This is a genomic window from Bordetella parapertussis, from assembly GCF_020735925.1.
Classification (GTDB): Bacteria; Pseudomonadota; Gammaproteobacteria; order Burkholderiales; family Burkholderiaceae_B; genus Bordetella; species Bordetella pertussis.
Genome location: NZ_CP085971.1, coordinates 379794 through 395787 on the forward strand (window position 1 = coordinate 379794; position 15994 = coordinate 395787).

Genomic DNA, 15994 nt, shown 5'->3' on the forward strand with positions numbered 1-15994 from the left:
GGCGTCGTCGGGCCGCTCAGACCGCCATGGGGGCGGTCAGCGGCGCGTGGTGCTGGTAGCCGCTCAGCGTGAAATCGCCCGGCTCGACCTGCTCCAGCCATTGCGGCTCGTACTTGCCGGTCACGGCGAAATCGGGAATGCGGTCCGACAGCACCAGCTGCGGGGCCGGATAGGGCTCGCGCGTCAGTTGCTCGCGCAGCATCGGCAGGTGGTTTTCGTAGACGTGCGCATCGCCGATGAAATAGCTGAACCAGCGCGGCTTGTACCCGGTCAGGCGGCCGACCAGGTGCAGCAGCGCCGCGCCCTCGGTCAGGTTGAAGGGCGTGCCCAGGCCTACGTCGTTGGAGCGGATGTACAGGCACAGCGAGATTTCGCGCGTGCCGGCATTGGGCAGGAACTGGTAGAGCAGATGGCAGGGCGGCAGGGCCATTTCCTCGATCTGCGCCCAGTTCCAGCCATGGAACAGGATGCGGCGGTCGCCCGGCGATTGGTGGATGGTGTCCAGGCACTGGCGCAACTGGTCCACCGCCTTGTACAGCAGCACGTGCGGCGCGCCGTTTTCCGCGACCTCGGCCACTTGCCGGTAGCCGCGCGCCAGCGCGTCGGCCACCTGGCCGCCGGCGCTGCGCGGCAGCAGCTTGTAGGCCGGCCAATGGCGCCATTGGACGCCGTAGACCGGGCCGAGGTCGTCGGGACCCTCGCGGTACGGGTTGGCCAGCCATTGCTCGTTCTCGTTGGCGTTCTGGTCCCAGACCTTGCAACCCAGCGCGCGGAACTGCGCGGCGCTGCGCGTGGCGCGCAGGAAGCCCACCATTTCGCCGATGGCGGACTTGAACGCCAGCTTCTTGGTGGTGACGGCGGGAAACCCCTGCTGCAGGTCGAAGCGCAGCGCCGCGCCGGGCAGCGAGAGCGTGCGCACGCCGGTGCGGTTTTCCTGCCAGGCGCCCTGGTCGAGAATGGATTGGACGAGGTCTAGATATTGTTTCATCGTGGTGACGGCGGGCCGCGGGGTGTCTGCGCGGCCCGGTTTGCGGCTTGGGTTACGCGGCTTGGGTTACGCGGCTTGGGTATCGACGATGTCCACCGAGAAGCTGAGCTCGGCGGTTTTTTCCAGCATGGCCGAGGCCGAGCAGTACTTCTCGTGCGACAGCTGCACGGCGCGTTCGACCGCGGCGCGCGGCAGTTTGCTGCCGGTGACGGTGAACGCGAAATGGATGCGCGTGAAAACCTTCGGATCGGCGTCGGCGCGTTCGGCCTGCAGCTTGACGCTGCAGCCGGTCACGGCGTGGCGGCCGCGCTTGAGGATCAGCACCACGTCATAGGCGGTGCAGCCGCCGGTGCCGGCCAGCAGCATTTCCATCGGGCGCGGCGCCAGGTCATGGCCGCCGCCATCGACCGCGCCGTCCATCACGGCCACATGGCCGCTGCCCGTGCTGGCCGTGAACAGCATGCCCGCAGGGCCGCCCCAATCGATCGTGCATTCCATCTGCATAGTCCTGTAGCGGTGGGCGCGGCCTTGCGCGCCATCAAAAAGCGATCATACCCGTTGCGTACAATGGTTGGCGGAGAACCCCGCCCGCCGACAGGGCGGCGCGACTTTCCAGGGAGTATCCATATGTCCACCTCCAGTTCCGCTTCCGCGCTCGGCCGTCGCGCCGGCCCGCTCGATGGCCTGATCGGCGAAATCGACCGCGCCTTGCGCGTGCTTTCGGGCGCCGCCACCGCCGCCCGGCCGTATCCCGCCCAGGCGCCCGAGGCGCCGGATGCCTTGTCCGAGCGCGAGAGGCGCCATGCCGCCGGCCTGATGCGCGTCAATCACGTGGGCGAAGTGTGCGCGCAGGCGCTGTATCGCGGCCAGGCGGCCGCCTGCCGCGAACCGGCCGCGCGCGAGCTGCTGCGCCAGGCCGCGGCCGAGGAAGTGGATCACCTGGCGTGGTGCAACGAGCGCCTGCGGGAGCTGGGCAGCCGCCCCAGCCTGCTCAACCCGTTCTGGTACACCGGCTCCTTCGCGCTCGGCGTGCTGGCCAGCTACGCCGGCGTGCCGCGCAATCTGGGTTTCATGGCCGAGACCGAGCGCCAGGTCGAGGCGCACCTGGACGGCCACCTGCGCACCTTGCCGGTGCAGGACCGGCGCTCGCGCGACATCGTGCAGAAAATGAAGGAAGACGAAGCGCAGCACCGCGCCAGCGCCGAGCGCGCCGGCGGCGTGCCGCTGCCCGCGCCGGTGCGCGGCGCGATGCGGGCGATGTCCAAGGTCATGACGTCCACCGCCTATTGGCTCTGAAATGGGGACAATCTACCCATTTATGGTGCATTGCGGCAAAAAGCGCCGCCCAGGCTTGGGGCGGCGCGCCCCGGCCGCTTCTAAATGCTTGAAATCTCTAGGGTAATCCCGCAAGGGTTTTCCCTTTCGGCATTAACCCGCTTCACGCTGCAGCCCAATATCGACGCGGGTTTCGCCGTGAGCCGCCCAGGCGGTGCGGCAAAAATCCAACGACCGGGGGCCGGATCCGGGCAATGCAAAAAATTTCTTGCATCGCACAAAAGAATCCTCTACTATTTGCACATCGGATGTTGAAACGCAGACGGTGCGGTGCCAGAACCGCCGGCCCAAGGCCAGCAAACATGGATACCCCGACTGCCGCGATTTCCGGGTCGCAAGGCCTGACGCAATCCCGACATGCCACGGTTGTCTCCTCCACCCTCCTCCTTTGGTGGATTTAGCCCGAGATCGCAAGATCTCGGGCTTTTTTTTCGCCGCGACGCGCGGCGCGCAGGGGGCAGGCCGGGCGCTCATCCGGCTTATTGGTGTTTTCCCTGAACTTTCCCCGCTGCACGAGGGCGGAAAGCTCTACAATCGCCTGGACGGTTCCAGACCGGCAAGCCCGGCGGGCCGAGACGTTACTTTCTGTACTGGCGACTTGCACTTCATTATTGCTGCCATATATGGGCGTTACACCTGCGGCCGATAATGGCGGACTCGTCTCCATAGACCAACCTAAGGTGACTCTGTGACCTGGCTGTACATATGCGTGGTCGCATTCATGGTGGGGGGACTCATCGTGGCGTCGGAGCGCTGGCATGGCGCGTTTACCGGCGATAGCGACCTCAACAAGCCGCAGGCTTCGCACACGCGGGCAACGCCGCGCGTGGGCGGGCTGGCGGTCCTGGCCGGCTCGCTGGCCGGCCTGCTGGTGCTCGGCCCCAGCAACATGACGCTGACCTGGCTGTGGCCGGCGCTGTTCGTGGCGGCGCTGCCCGTGTTCGTGGCCGGCCTGCTCGAAGACATTACCAAGGACATCGGCGCCAGCAAGCGCCTGCTCGCCGCGTTCGCCTCGGCGGCGATCGCCTGGTGGCTGCTGGGCGGGGTGAGCCGCGTGGGCATCGCGCCGGTCGACTGGGTGCTGTCGTTCTGGCCGGTGTCGCTGATCTTCACCATGTTCGCGGTGGGCGGGTGTACGCACGCGCTGAACATCGTCGACGGCATGAACGGGCTGGCCGGCATGATCGCCACCCTGATGGCGGTGTCGATCAGTCTGGTGGCGCTGCAGGTCGGCGACATGCCCATTTTCATGATCGCCGCGGCGCTGGCTTCGGCCACGCTGGGGTTCCTGGTCTGGAACTTCCCGTTCGGACGGGTGTTCCTGGGCGATGGCGGCGCGTACTTCCTCGGCTTCATGCTGGCGGAGCTGGCCGTGCTGCTGGTGGTGCGCAATCCGTCGGTGTCGCCGTTCTACGCGCTGGCGGTGCTGTTCTATCCGGTATTCGAAACGGGCTTTTCGATCTGGCGGCGCCGCTTCAAGCGCGGCGTGCCGGTCGACCAGCCGGATGCCCTGCACCTGCATCAGCTGGTGTTCCGCCGCCTGGTGCGCGTGACGTTCAGCCGCGGCCGCCGCCATGCGGTGCCGGCATTGTGCAATGCCCTGGCCTCGCCCTACATGTGGGTGCTGGCGCTCATCGGCCTGGTGCCCGCCACCATCTGGTGGGACAACGCCTGGTTCCTGTGCGCCAGCCTGGTCGTGTTCGCCGCGGTCTACACGTGGCTGTACATGCGGCTGGTGTCCTGGCGCCGCCCCGGCTGGCTGCTGCTGCCGTCCGTCATTCGAACGCACTGATCCATCGTGGCCCCCGTGCCCGCGCGCGGGGTGCTACAACGCTACAAACACGTTCAAACTACATACAATTCCGTAGCCGTCACACGGTTGATAGGGAGATTTATCTTGCGCATTGATGATGTGAAACTGGCCGTTGTCGGCCTCGGATACGTGGGGCTGCCGCTGGCCGTGGAGTTCGGCAAGAAGCGCCCGGTGATCGGCTTCGATATCAACGAGCGCCGCATCGCCGCGCTCAAGGCCGGCCACGATCACACCCTGGAAGTCGAGGACGACGAACTGGCCCAGGCCGGGCAGCTCAGCTACACCGCCGAGCGCGAGGAACTGGGCAAGGCCAATGTGTTCATCGTCACCGTGCCCACGCCGATCGACGAGTACAAGCAGCCCGACCTCACGCCGCTGGTCAAGGCCAGCGAGACCATCGGCGCGGTGCTCAAGCGCGGCGACATCGTGATCTACGAATCGACCGTGTACCCGGGCGCCACCGAGGAAGACTGCGTGCCGGTGCTCGAGCGCGTGTCGGGCCTGAAGTTCAACCAGGACTTCTACGCCGGCTACAGCCCCGAGCGCATCAACCCGGGCGACAAGGCGCACCGCGTCAACACCATCAAGAAGGTGACCTCGGGCTCGACGCCGGAAGTCGCCGAGCTGGTCGACCAGCTGTACAACGAGATCATCACGGCCGGCACCCACAAAGCCTCGAGCATCCGCGTGGCCGAGGCCGCCAAGGTGATCGAGAACACGCAGCGCGACGTCAACATCGCGCTGATCAACGAGCTGGCGCTGATCTTCAACAAGATGGGCATCGACACCGAGGCCGTGCTGCAGGCCGCCGGCACCAAGTGGAACTTCCTGCCGTTCCGTCCGGGCCTGGTGGGCGGGCACTGCATCGGCGTGGATCCGTACTACCTGACGCACAAGGCGCAGTCGATCGGCTACCACCCCGAGATCATCCTGGCGGGCCGCCGCCTGAACGACTCGATGGGCGGCTACGTGGTCTCGCAGCTGGTCAAGGCCATGGCCAAGCGCCGCATCCACGTCGAGGGCGCGCGCGTGCTGCTGATGGGCCTGACGTTCAAGGAAAACTGCCCCGACCTGCGCAACACGCGCGTGGTGGACATCGTGCGCGAGCTGGGCGAGTACCACGTCGACGTGGACGTGTACGACCCGTGGGTGGACCCGGCCGAGGCCGAGCACGAGTACGGCATCACGCCGGTGGCCAAGCCGGCCGCCGGGGCGTACGACGCGGTCATCCTGGCGGTGTCGCACCACCAGTTCGTCGAGATGGGCGCCGAGGCGATCCGCAAGTTCGGCAAGGCCGAGCACATCCTGTACGACCTGAAGTATGTGCTGGCCCCCGACCAGGCTGACCTGAGGCTGTAAGAAGGAACTCCATGACGAATCGCTTTGAGACCACGTGCGCGCAGTTGCGGGCCCAACCCCAGAAATGGCTGGTGACCGGCTGCGCCGGCTTCATCGGCTCGAACCTGCTCGAGACGCTGCTCGGGCTGGACCAGGCGGTGGTGGGGCTGGACAACTTCGCCACGGGGCACCAGCACAACCTGGACGAGGTGCGCGCGGCGGTGACGCCCGAGCAATGGGCGCGCTTCACCTTCATCGAAGGCGACATCCGCGACCTGGCGGCCTGCCAGCGCGCCGTGCAGGGCGTGGACCGGGTGCTGCACCAGGCCGCGCTGGGTTCGGTGCCGCGTTCGCTGAAAGACCCGATCACGACCAACGAGGTCAACATCGGCGGTTTCCTGAACATGCTGGTGGCCGCGCGCGACGCGCAGGTCCAGGCGTTCGTCTATGCGGCCTCGAGCTCGACCTACGGCGACCATCCCGACCTGCCCAAGGTCGAGGAGCGCATCGGCAATCCGCTCTCGCCGTACGCGGTGACCAAGTACGTCAACGAGCTGTACGCCGACGTGTTCGCGCGCTCGTACGGGTTTTCCAGCGTGGGGCTGCGCTACTTCAACGTGTTCGGCAAGCGCCAGGACCCGGACGGCGCGTACGCGGCGGTGATTCCGAAGTGGACGGCGGCGATGATCAAGGGCGAGGACGTCGTGATCAACGGCGACGGCCAGACCAGCCGCGACTTCTGCTTCGTGGAGAACGCGGTGCAGGCCAACCTGCTGGCGGCGATGGCCGCACCGGAAGGCGCGAACCAGGTCTACAACGTGGCGTACAACGCGCGCACGACGCTGACCGAGCTGTTCGAGCACCTGCGGCGCGCGCTGGCCGGGCAGGGCGTGTCGTACGAGAAGGCGCCGGTGTACGCGGAATTCCGCGCCGGCGACGTGCGCCACTCGCAGGCCGACATCGGCAAGGCCGGCAAGCTGCTGGGCTACGAGCCGGCCTACGACATCCTGCGCGGGCTGGAAGCCGCCATGCCCTGGTACACGCAATTCCTGCGTTGATTTGAAAGCCATCCGCCGCAAACTCGACGCGATTCATCCGGACCACCAACGCATTTTCAAGGGTGCGTTCCGGGTGGCCGTCTTCCTGATACTGGGCAAGGCCGCCGGCGCCATCAAGGAGATGGCGGTGGCGTACCGCTATGGCGTCAGCGACGCCGTCGACGCCTACCAGTTCACCATGACCATGGCCACCTGGCTGCCGGTTACCATCGTGGGCGCGCTGTCTGTCGTGCTGATCCCCGTGCTGGTGCGGCTGCGCCGCGCGGGCGGACACGAGCGCGACCGGTTCGTGCGCGAACTGCAGGGCTGGTCGCTGGCCGCGGGCCTGGCCCTGGCGCTGCTGACCTGGATGGCCTGGCCCCATGTGCTCGACTGGCTGGGCGGCGGGCTGTCGGGCACCGTCGACGGCATGACGCACGAGCTGCTGCTGGCCTTCGCGCCGGTGGCCGCCTTGCTGCTGATGGCCGGCATCAGCGCGGCGCGCCTGCGCTCGCACGAGCGCCATGTCAATACCCTGCTCGACAGCGTGCCGGCCGTGACGACGCTGGCCTGGGTCATGCTGGCGGCCTCGGCCGACAGCGTGGGCCCGCTGCTGTGGGGCACCCTGGTGGGCTACGCGATCCAGGCCGCCTGGCTGGCCTGGCTGGCCGCGCGCGCCGACGGCGGATTCTGGGGCTGGCCGGCGTTCACGCTGCGTTCGCCGCACTGGCCGGAGCTGGCCGCCGCCGCCGGCGTCATGCTGGTCGGGCAGGTGGCCATGAGTTTCGTCGGCCCGCTCGACCAATACGCGGCGGCCAATCTGGGCTCCAACGCCAACGCCACGCTGGGCTACGCCAGCCGCCTGCTGTCGCTGGTGCTGGGCATCGGCGCGGTGTCGGTGGGGCGCGCCGCGCTGCCCGTGCTGGCCGATGTGCAAAGCCGCGGCGATGGCGCGCGCGCGCGCGCCATGGCGCTCAAGTGGTCGGCGCTGATGGTCGGCGCCGGCGCGGCCGCCGTGGTGGTGGGCTGGCTGCTGGCGCCCTGGGGCGTGGCGCTGCTGTTCGAGCGCGGCGCCTTCACTGCCGAAAATACCCAGGCCGTGGCGCAGGTGCTGCGCTGGGGCCTGCTGCAGCTGCCGTTCTATTTCGGTGTGCTGATCCTGGTGCAGCTGCTGGCCAGCCAGAACCGCTACCGCATCATGGCGCTCATCGCCGTGGCGAACTTCCTGCTCAAGGCGGTGCTCAATACGGTGCTGGCGCCGCGCATGGGCACCGCGGGGATCATGCTCGCCACCAGCCTGATGTATCTGCTGTCGTTCGCCTGCTATACGGTCGTGGCCCTGCGGCCGGCGCCAGGCGCGGACGGCGGCGACGACGACAGGGAGAAACGCTGAATGCCCGGGCCCGCCGAACGTCCCTTGCGCGTACTGATCTTCATCCATTCTCTGCACGGCGGCGGCGCCGAGCGCGTGGCCGCCGATCTCAGCGCCCACTGGGCGCGCGATGGCCGCGCGGTCATGCTGGTGACGCAGGCCGATGCGTCGGGCGACGTCTACCCGCTGCATCCGCAGGTCCTGCGGCGTACGCTGGATACGGCGGGCGAGGGCGGCGGCTGGCGCGGGGTGCTGGCCAACCTGCGGCGGATCCGCGCCCTGCGCGCGCTGATCAAGGATTTCCAGCCCGATATCGTGCTGGGCATGATGACGACGGCCTCGGTGCTGGCGGTGCTGGCCGCGCGCGGCCTGGGTTGCCGCGTCGTGGCCACCGAACATACCCATCCGCCGTCGCAGGCGCTCTCGGGCATGTGGCTGCGCCTGAGGCGCTGGACCTATCCGCGCGCCGCGCGCGTGGTGGCGCTGACGCGCGGCACCGCCGACTGGCTGCGCACGCATGTGCCGGGTTCGCGGCTGGCGGTGATCCCCAATCCGGTGCACTGGCCCTTGCCGCGCACCGAACCCGTGCTCGTGCCGCCCGCCGACGGCCGGCCGCGCCTGCTGGCGGTCGGCCGCCTGCATCCGGACAAGGGCTTCGACGTGCTCATCGACGCCTATGCGCGCATCGCGCCGCGATACCCCGATTGGGACCTGGTGATCCTGGGCGAGGGCGACGAGCGCGCCGCGCTGCAGCGCCGGGTCGACGAGGCCGGCCTGGCGCAGCGGGTGGCGCTGCCCGGGCGGGCCGGCAACGTGGGCGACTGGTACGCCTGCGCCGCCCTGTACGTGCTGACCTCGCGTTTCGAGGGATTGTCCAATACATTGCTGGAATCGATGGCCAGCGGCCTGATGCCGGTCAGCTTCGACTGCGACACCGGGCCGCGCGAGATCGTGCGCCCCGGCGTGGACGGCGTGCTGGTGCGGCCGGCGGGCGACGCCGGGGCCATGGCCCAGGCGCTGGCCGCCGCCATCGACGACGAGCCGGGCCGGCGCGCCATGGCCGCCCGCGCCATCGACGTGCGCGAACGCTTCTCGGCGCGCCATGTGCTGGACCTGTGGCAACAACTATTCGATGATGCGCTGAGCCAGGCGAAGTAGCCGCCGCTCCCGTCGTCGTCACGATCATCGTGGGAAACTGAACATCATGTGCGGAATTGTCGGAATCTGGGGTCCCTTGCGGGACAAGGCCAATGTGCTGGCCGAAAGCTGCCGGCGCATCCGCCACCGCGGCCCCGACAGCAATGGCTATTGGGAAGACGCCGAGGCCGACCTGGCGCTGGCGCATGTGCGCCTGGCCATCCTGGACCTGACCGAGGCCGGCCACCAGCCCATGGTGTCGGCCTGCGGCCGCTACGTCATCGTTCTCAATGGCGAGATCTACAACCACATGGAGTTGCGCGAGCGCCTGCAGCAGGACGGGCTGGCGCCGGCCTGGCGCGGCCACTCCGATACCGAGACGGTGCTGGCCTGCTTTGCCGGCTGGGGCCTCGAGCAGACCCTGCAGGCCGCGGTGGGCATGTTCGCCATCGCGCTCTGGGACCGCGCCGAGCGCAAGCTGGCGTTGATGCGCGACCGCATGGGCGAGAAACCGCTTTACTACGGCTATTCGCAGGCCAACCTGCTGTTCGGCTCGGAACTCAAGGCGTTCATGCCGGTGCCCGGCTTCGGCCGCGAGCTCGATCGCAATGCCCTGGCCTCGTTCATGCGCCACAACTACATTCCCGCGCCGCAGTCGATCTACGCCGGCATCCGCAAGCTGCCGCCGGGCGCCTGGGTCGAGATCGACGCGGCGCAGATGCGCCGTGGCGAGTTGCCCGAACCCCAGGTGTACTGGTCGGCGCGCCGCGCGGCCGACCAGGGCCTGGGCGACCGGCGCCGCTTCGAGTCCGACGCGCAGGCGATCGACGCGCTGGAGCAGGTGGTGTCGCAGGCGGTGCGTGGCCAGATGCTGTCGGATGTCAGCCTGGGCGCGTTTCTTTCCGGCGGCATCGACTCCTCCACCGTCGTGGCCCTGATGCAGGCGCAAAGCGCGCAGCCGGTGCGCACCTTCGCCATCGGCTTTCACGAAAAGGGCTATAACGAGGCCGAGCACGCCAAGGCCGTGGCGGCGCACCTGGGCACCGAGCATACCGAGCTCTACGTCACCGCCGAGGATGGCCTGGCCGTGGTGCCGTCCCTGGCAGACATGTACGACGAGCCCTTCGCCGACTCGTCGCAGATCCCGACCTCGCTGGTCACGCGCATGGCGCGCCAGCACGTGACGGTGGCCTTGTCGGGCGATGGCGGCGACGAGCTGTTCGGCGGGTATTCGCGCTATTTCCGCGTCGACAACTGGTGGCGCAAATGCGCCGCCATGCCCGGGCCGCTGCGCCATCTGGCGGGCGCGGCGCTGCGCGGCTCGGCCGCGCTGCCGGGGGCCGGCGCCTGGCGCGGCAAGGTCGGCAAGCTGGGCGAGCTGCTCGGCGCCGACACGCGCGGCGAGTTCTATCGCCTGTTCGTCTCCTACTGGGCCGATCCGGGCCGTGTGGTGATCGGCGGCACGGAGCCGCTGTCGCCGTTCGAGCAGCCGATGGAGGGCTCCACCTTCGACGCCATGATGAAGCTGGACACGGTCACCTACCTGCCCGACGACATCCTGGTCAAGGTCGACCGCGCGGCGATGGCCGTCAGCCTGGAGACGCGCGTGCCGCTGATCGACCATCGCGTCTACGAATTCGCCTGGCAGCTGCCGTTCGAATACAAGGTGCGCGGCGGCACCGGCAAGTGGCTGCTGCGCCAGCTGCTGTACCGCCACGTGCCGCAGGCCATGGTGGATCGGCCCAAGCGCGGCTTCGCCGTGCCGCTGGCCGCCTGGCTGCGCGGGCCGCTGCGCGACTGGGCCGAGGCCTTGCTGGACCCGGCGCGCCTGCGCCAGGAAGGCTGGTTCGAGCCCGAGCCCATCCTGCGCAAATGGCGCGAACACCTGTCGGGGCACCGCAACTGGGACAGCCATCTGTGGGGCGTGCTGATGATGCAGGCCTGGCTGGACCGCTATCGCGCCGGGGCCGGCGATGAGGCCGGCCGCCGATGAAGATATTGTTGCTGGTCAGTTCCATGCACGCCGGCGGCGCCGAACGGGTCGCCGCCACGCTTGCCAATGGCTGGGCCGCGCGTGGCGACCAGATCACGCTGATGCCCACCTACTCGTCCAAGGGCACTTGTTTTTATCCGCTGTCCGACGATGTCGAACTGCTGTGGCTGGCCGATCGGGCCGGCACCCGCTCGGGCGGCGCCGTGGCGGCATGGCAGCGCCTGCGGGCGCTGCGCGCCGTGGTGCGAGAGCGCGCGCCCGACGTGGTGGTGTCCTTCCTGACCAACGTCAACGTGGCGGCCATCCTGGCCACCCGGGGCCTGAAGACGCCGCTGATCGTGTGCGAGCGCACCAACCCGGTCGTCGATACCAGCATCGGCCGCGTATGGCGCGTGCTGCGCCGCGTCCTGTACCCCCTGGCCGACATGGTCACGGTGCAGGCCGACGCGACGGTCGAGCCGTTCGCGCGCCAGGTGCCCGGCCTCAAGCAGTTGTGCGTGATTCCCAATCCGCTGCCGCCCGAGCTGTTCGACGCCACGCCGGCCGCCGGCAGCGGCGCCGCGCCGGCCGCGCGCAAGCGGCTCATGGCGATGGGGCGCATGGTGCCGGACAAGCGGTTCGATCTGTTGATCGACGCCTACGCCGGCCTGGCCGACGAATTCCCCGACTGGGACTTGTGGATCTGGGGCGAGGGCCCGCGCCGCGACGACCTGCAGGCGCAGGTCGCGGCGCGCGGGCTGGCCACCCGCATCCATATGCCCGGCCGCACCGCCGCGCCCTGGGACGAGCTGGCCAAGGCCGATGCATTCGTGCTCAGCTCGGCGGTGGAGGGGTTTCCCAACGTGCTGCTGGAAGCCATGTCGCTGGGCTTGCCCTGCGCCGCCTTCGACTGCCCCAGCGGCCCGGCCGAAATGACGCGCGGCGGACGCGACGCCCTGCTGGTGCCGGCAGGCCAGCGCGACGCGCTGCGCGACGCGCTGCGCGATGCGCTGGGCCGCCTCATGCGCGACCCGGAGCTGCGCCGCGACCTGGGCCGGCGGGCGGCGCAGTCGGTGCGCCAGCGCTATGCGCTGCCGGCGGTGCTGGCGCAATGGGATGCGCTGTTCGAGCGCGTGCGGGGCGGCGCATGACGCGGATCCTGCGCGTCATGCACGTGATCACCGGCCTGGGCCAGGGAGGCGCCGAATCCGTCCTGTTCCGGCTCGCCACCTGGCCTGACCAGCGGGTGCGCCATAGCGTGATCTCGCTGACCGACGAAGGCGTCTATGGCACGCGCCTGCGCGCCGCCGGGGTGCCGGTGCATGCACTGGGCATGCCGCGCGGCCGCGTCACGCTGGGCGGCCTGCTGGCCCTGCGCGCGCTGCTGCGGCGCGAACGTCCCGACGCCGTGCAGACCTGGATGTACCACGCCGACCTGATCGGCGGCGTGGCCGCGCGGCTGGCCGGGATCCGCGCGGTCGCATGGGGTATCCGCAATTCCGGCGAACATCTCGATCGCAGCAGCCGTTCCGCGCGGCTGGTGCTCAAGCTGTGCGCGCGGCTGTCGGCGCGCCTGCCGGCGGCCATCGTGTGCGCGGCGCAGGATGCGGCCACGCGCCACCGGCGGCATGGCTACGACGGCGCGCGCATGGTGGTGATCCCCAATGGCTATGACCTGTCGCGCTACGCGCCCGATGCGCAGGCGCGCGAGCGCATGCGATCGCTGTGGGGCGTGGCCCCCGAGACGCCGCTGGTCGGCTGCGTGGCCCGCTGGGATCCGCTCAAGGACCACGCCAACCTGCTGGCCGCGTTGGGGGGGCTGGTGCGCGAGGGGCGCGACCGCGGGCTGCAGTGCGCCCTGGTCGGCCGCGGCATGTCGCCGGGCAACGCAGGCCTGGCCGCGCTGATCGATGCCGAAGGCCTGCGCGGCCGCGTGCTGCTGGCCGGCCCCAGCGACGACGTGCCGGCGGTCATGAACGCGCTCGACCTGCATGTGCTGTCGAGTTGCGCCGAAGGCTTTCCCAATGTCGTGGCCGAGGCGATGGCCTGCGGTACGCCCTGCGTGGCCACCGATGTCGGTGACGCCGCCTACATCGTCGGCGACACCGGCGGCGTGGCGCCGGCCCAGCAGCCGGCCGCGCTGGCGGCGGCGATCGAGGCCGCGCTGGCCGGGATCGCCGCGCGTGGGCGCGACGCGGCCGGCGCCGCCGGCCGCCAGCGCGTGCTGGCCGAGTTCGACCTGCGCCGCATGGTCGAGTCCTACGAGGCCGTGTGGCGCCGCATTTCCGGAGAACGCGCATGACATCGCCGCGCCGCCTGCTGTTCGTCGTCAACAACCCGGCCTTCTTCCTGTCGCACCGGCTGCCGCTGGCCGAGGCCGCGCGCGCCGACGGCTACGAGGTGCACGTGGCGACCATGGACGGCCCCAGCGTGCCGGATATCGTGGCGCGCGGCTTTGCCCATCATGCCATTCCGATGACGCGCAGCGGCAAGCAGCCGCTGCAGGAGCTGCGCAGCGTGTGGGCGCTGGTGCGCCTGTTCCGGCGCCTGCGGCCCGGCCTGGTGCATCTGGTGACCATCAAGCCGGTGCTCTACGGCGGCATCGCCGCCCGGCTGGCGGGCGTGCCCGCCATGGTGGCGGCCATCTCCGGGCTGGGTTTCGTGTTCGTGGCAGGCGGCCTGAAGGCGCGCCTGCTGCGGGCCGCGGTCGGCCGTCTCTACCGGTTGGCGCTGGGCCATCGCAACAGCCGCATCGTGTTCCAGAACACCGCCGATCGCGATGTGCTGGCGCGCCTGGGCGCCGTGCGCGCGGCGCAGGTGGTCATGATCCGCGGTTCGGGCGTCGACCTGGGCCAATACCGCGTCGTGCCGGAGCCCGCGGCGCCGGTGACGGCGCTGATGGCCGCGCGCCTGCTGCGCGACAAGGGCGTGCGGGAATTCGTCGAGGCCGCGCGCCTGCTGCGCGGGCGCGGGCTGTCCGTGCGCATGCAGCTGGCCGGCGGCGTGGATCCCGGCAACCCGGCGTCCATCACGCCGGAGCAGGCCGCGCAATGGCAGGACGAAGGCTGCGTCGAGGTGCTGGGCGAGCGCAAGGATATCGCGGCCCTGTACGGCGCGGCGCACATGGCGGTGCTGCCGTCCTACCGCGAAGGCCTGCCCAAGTCCCTGCTGGAGGCCGCCGCCTGCGGGCGCGCCGTGGTCACCACCGACGTGCCGGGCTGCCGCGACGCGATCGACCCCGATGTCACCGGCCTGCTGGTGCCGCCGCGCGACGCGCCGGCCTTGGCCGACGCGATCGCCCGGCTGGCCGAGGACGCGTCCTTGCGCCAGCGCATGGGCGCGGCCGGCCGCGCGCTGGCCGAGCGCGAGTTCGGCATCGAGGATGTATGCCGCCGCCACCTGGCCATTTATCGCGCGCTGGCGCGCTGAACCGTTCCTAGGGCTGCTTGCGCAGCGCGTCGATCCAGTAGCGGGTCGAGGGGTCCTGCTGGTTCACCTCGCTCGACGGGTTCTCCAGCTCGCGGATGATATTGCGCGCCAGCGCCTTGCCGTATTCCACGCCCCACTGGTCGAACGGGTTGATCCCCCACAGCACGCCCTGCGCGAACACCTTGTGTTCGTACATGGCCAGCAGCGCGCCCAGCGCGTGGGCCGACAGGCGCGGCAGCATGATCAGCGTGGACGGGCGTCCGCCCGGATGCACGCGGTGGTGCGCCAGGATCTCGGCCTGCTGCGGATCGGACTCGACCAGCCGCGCTTCCTTGAGCGCTTCGTCGAACGGCTTGCCGCGCAGCAGCGCCGCGCGTTGCGCCAGGCAGTTGGCGATCAGCAGCTTGTGGAAGTGGTCGTAGGGATGGTCGGCCTGCTCGCAGACGATGAAATCCACCGGCGCGCCGGCCGTGTCCTGGTGCAGCCACTGGAAGAAGGTGTGCTGGCAGTCGGTGCCCGTCATGCCCCAGACCACGGGGCCGGTGGGAACGCCGGCCGGCGAGCCGTCATGGCCGGCGACCTTGCCCAGCGACTCCATCTCCAGCTGTTGCGCCCACGGCACCAGGTGCGTCAGGCGCGAATCGTAGGGCGTGATCGCCAGCGAGCCGTAGCCCAGCACGCTGCGGTTGGCCACGCCCGCCAGCGCCATCTGCAGCGGCGCGTTGCGGCGCATCGGCGTATGCAGGAAATGCTGGTCCATGGCGGCCGCGCCGGCCAGCAGTTCGTCCAGCGCGTCGCAGCCCAGCGCCAGCGCCACCGGCAACCCGATGGCGGACCACAGCGAATAGCGGCCGCCCACCCAGTCCCAGAAACGGAAGATGTGCTGCGGCGAAATGCCGAAATCCAGCGCCGCGTCGACGTTGGCGGTGATCGCCACGACCTGCCGCACCGGGTCGGCCACGCCGGCGTTGCGCAACCAGTTCATGGCGACTTCGGCGTTGGCGAGCGGCTCGGTCGTGGTGAACGACTTGGACGCCACGATGATCAGCGTATCGTGCGGGTCGAGATGATGCAGCGCGTCGGCGACCGCATGCGAATCGACGTTGGAGGCGAAGCGCACTTCGCGCTTGAGGCCGTTGTGGCGCAGCGCGCGCGTGACCATGCGCGGGCCCCAGTCGCTGCCGCCTATGCCCAGGTGCAGGACATGGCGGTAGGCGCCGCGCATGTCGGCGTCCTGCACGAAGCGGCGCAGCCTGTCGCGCTCGCCCAGGATGGCGCCGGCCACCGGCGTGGGCGGCCGGGCGGCGCGCAGCGCCGTGTGCCAGGCCGGGCGGTGTTCGGTCCAGTTGGCCGGGCCGCCGTCGAACAGCTGGGCGCGGGCGTTGTCGAAATCCTGCTGCGCCAGCAGGTCCTCGGCGGCGCTGTCGAGGTCGTCGGAGTGCGCCTGGGCGGTCAGGTCCACCCGCAGCCCCGCCGCTTCGATGACGCGCAACCGGGCGCCGCGGCGCGACGAGTGGCGCGCCGCGTCGGCGAACGCGAGCCAGGCGGAACTGGAGGGCAGCGGTGTAGGCAT

Annotated in this window: 13 protein-coding genes; 10 read left to right on the top strand and 3 right to left on the bottom strand. The window is 69.8% G+C overall.

What is annotated here, in order from left to right; translation table 11 throughout:
* Nucleotides 1-16: 16 nt before the first annotated feature.
* Nucleotides 17-988, bottom strand: a complete 972-nt coding sequence (locus LK409_RS01785; protein ID WP_003808442.1) for a thymidylate synthase — start codon at nt 986-988, stop codon at nt 17-19.
* 66 nt (nt 989-1054) lie between these two features.
* A complete protein-coding gene (locus LK409_RS01790) occupies nt 1055-1492 on the bottom strand; it encodes an OsmC family protein (RefSeq protein ID WP_003808444.1) in 438 nt (145 codons plus the stop codon).
* Nucleotides 1493-1615: 123 nt separating this feature from the next.
* Between LK409_RS01790 and coq7 the strand changes: the two genes are divergently transcribed.
* The 10 genes from coq7 to LK409_RS01840 all read left to right on the top strand — a co-directional run bounded on the left by coq7 (nt 1616) and on the right by LK409_RS01840 (nt 14421).
* Entirely contained in the window at nt 1616-2284 is a 669-nt protein-coding gene (gene coq7, locus LK409_RS01795) for a 2-polyprenyl-3-methyl-6-methoxy-1,4-benzoquinone monooxygenase (protein ID WP_003808447.1), read from the top strand.
* A gap of 727 nt (nt 2285-3011) precedes the next feature.
* Nucleotides 3012-4115, top strand: coding sequence for an MraY family glycosyltransferase (locus LK409_RS01800; protein ID WP_003808448.1), 1104 nt, complete (start codon nt 3012-3014; stop codon nt 4113-4115).
* Nucleotides 4116-4220: 105 nt separating this feature from the next.
* Nucleotides 4221-5495 (top strand): Vi polysaccharide biosynthesis UDP-N-acetylglucosamine C-6 dehydrogenase TviB, encoded by a 1275-nt coding sequence (gene tviB, locus LK409_RS01805; protein WP_041937111.1) that lies wholly within the window; start codon nt 4221-4223, stop codon nt 5493-5495.
* Nucleotides 5496-5506: 11 nt separating this feature from the next.
* Nucleotides 5507-6532: an SDR family oxidoreductase gene (locus tag LK409_RS01810; RefSeq protein ID WP_010925970.1), complete on the top strand. Its 1026-nt coding sequence runs from the start codon at nt 5507-5509 to the stop codon at nt 6530-6532.
* A gap of 1 nt (nt 6533) precedes the next feature.
* Nucleotides 6534-7904, top strand: a complete 1371-nt coding sequence (murJ, locus tag LK409_RS01815) for a murein biosynthesis integral membrane protein MurJ (RefSeq protein WP_003816395.1) — start codon at nt 6534-6536, stop codon at nt 7902-7904.
* Nucleotides 7905-9041 (top strand): glycosyltransferase family 4 protein, encoded by a 1137-nt coding sequence (locus LK409_RS01820; RefSeq protein ID WP_010925971.1) that lies wholly within the window; start codon nt 7905-7907, stop codon nt 9039-9041.
* 46 nt (nt 9042-9087) lie between these two features.
* Nucleotides 9088-11013, top strand: coding sequence for an asparagine synthase (glutamine-hydrolyzing) (gene asnB, locus LK409_RS01825; RefSeq protein ID WP_003808454.1), 1926 nt, complete (start codon nt 9088-9090; stop codon nt 11011-11013).
* Nucleotides 11010-12143, top strand: coding sequence for a glycosyltransferase family 4 protein (locus LK409_RS01830; protein WP_010927687.1), 1134 nt, complete (start codon nt 11010-11012; stop codon nt 12141-12143). Before asnB ends, LK409_RS01830 begins: the two co-directional genes overlap by 4 nt.
* The gene (locus tag LK409_RS01835; RefSeq protein ID WP_003808458.1) at nt 12140-13294 is read left to right on the top strand and encodes a glycosyltransferase; all 1155 of its coding nucleotides are present in this window, start codon (nt 12140-12142) and stop codon (nt 13292-13294) included. The genes LK409_RS01830 and LK409_RS01835 overlap by 4 nt, the downstream gene beginning before the upstream one ends.
* A complete protein-coding gene (locus tag LK409_RS01840; protein ID WP_010927688.1) occupies nt 13291-14421 on the top strand; it encodes a glycosyltransferase family 4 protein in 1131 nt (376 codons plus the stop codon). The genes LK409_RS01835 and LK409_RS01840 overlap by 4 nt, the downstream gene beginning before the upstream one ends.
* A gap of 7 nt (nt 14422-14428) precedes the next feature.
* On the opposite strand, the gene pgi is transcribed toward LK409_RS01840, so the two are convergent.
* The gene (gene pgi / locus LK409_RS01845) at nt 14429-15994 is read right to left on the bottom strand and encodes a glucose-6-phosphate isomerase (protein WP_003808462.1); all 1566 of its coding nucleotides are present in this window, start codon (nt 15992-15994) and stop codon (nt 14429-14431) included.

What these genes read in the sequence shown, in the direction of transcription:
- LK409_RS01785 (WP_003808442.1), bottom strand. Translation starts at nt 988, where the DNA reads ATGAAACAATATCTAGACCTCGTCCAATCCATTCTCGACCAGGGCGCC.
- LK409_RS01790 (WP_003808444.1), bottom strand. Translation starts at nt 1,492, where the DNA reads ATGCAGATGGAATGCACGATCGATTGGGGCGGCCCTGCGGGCATGCTG.
- coq7 (WP_003808447.1), top strand. Translation starts at nt 1,616, where the DNA reads ATGTCCACCTCCAGTTCCGCTTCCGCGCTCGGCCGTCGCGCCGGCCCG.
- LK409_RS01810 (WP_010925970.1), top strand. Translation starts at nt 5,507, where the DNA reads ATGACGAATCGCTTTGAGACCACGTGCGCGCAGTTGCGGGCCCAACCC.
- LK409_RS01820 (WP_010925971.1), top strand. Translation starts at nt 7,905, where the DNA reads ATGCCCGGGCCCGCCGAACGTCCCTTGCGCGTACTGATCTTCATCCAT.
- asnB (WP_003808454.1), top strand. Translation starts at nt 9,088, where the DNA reads ATGTGCGGAATTGTCGGAATCTGGGGTCCCTTGCGGGACAAGGCCAAT.
- LK409_RS01830 (WP_010927687.1), top strand. Translation starts at nt 11,010, where the DNA reads ATGAAGATATTGTTGCTGGTCAGTTCCATGCACGCCGGCGGCGCCGAA.
- LK409_RS01835 (WP_003808458.1), top strand. Translation starts at nt 12,140, where the DNA reads ATGACGCGGATCCTGCGCGTCATGCACGTGATCACCGGCCTGGGCCAG.
- LK409_RS01840 (WP_010927688.1), top strand. Translation starts at nt 13,291, where the DNA reads ATGACATCGCCGCGCCGCCTGCTGTTCGTCGTCAACAACCCGGCCTTC.
- pgi (WP_003808462.1), bottom strand. Translation starts at nt 15,994, where the DNA reads ATGCCTACACCGCTGCCCTCCAGTTCCGCCTGGCTCGCGTTCGCCGAC.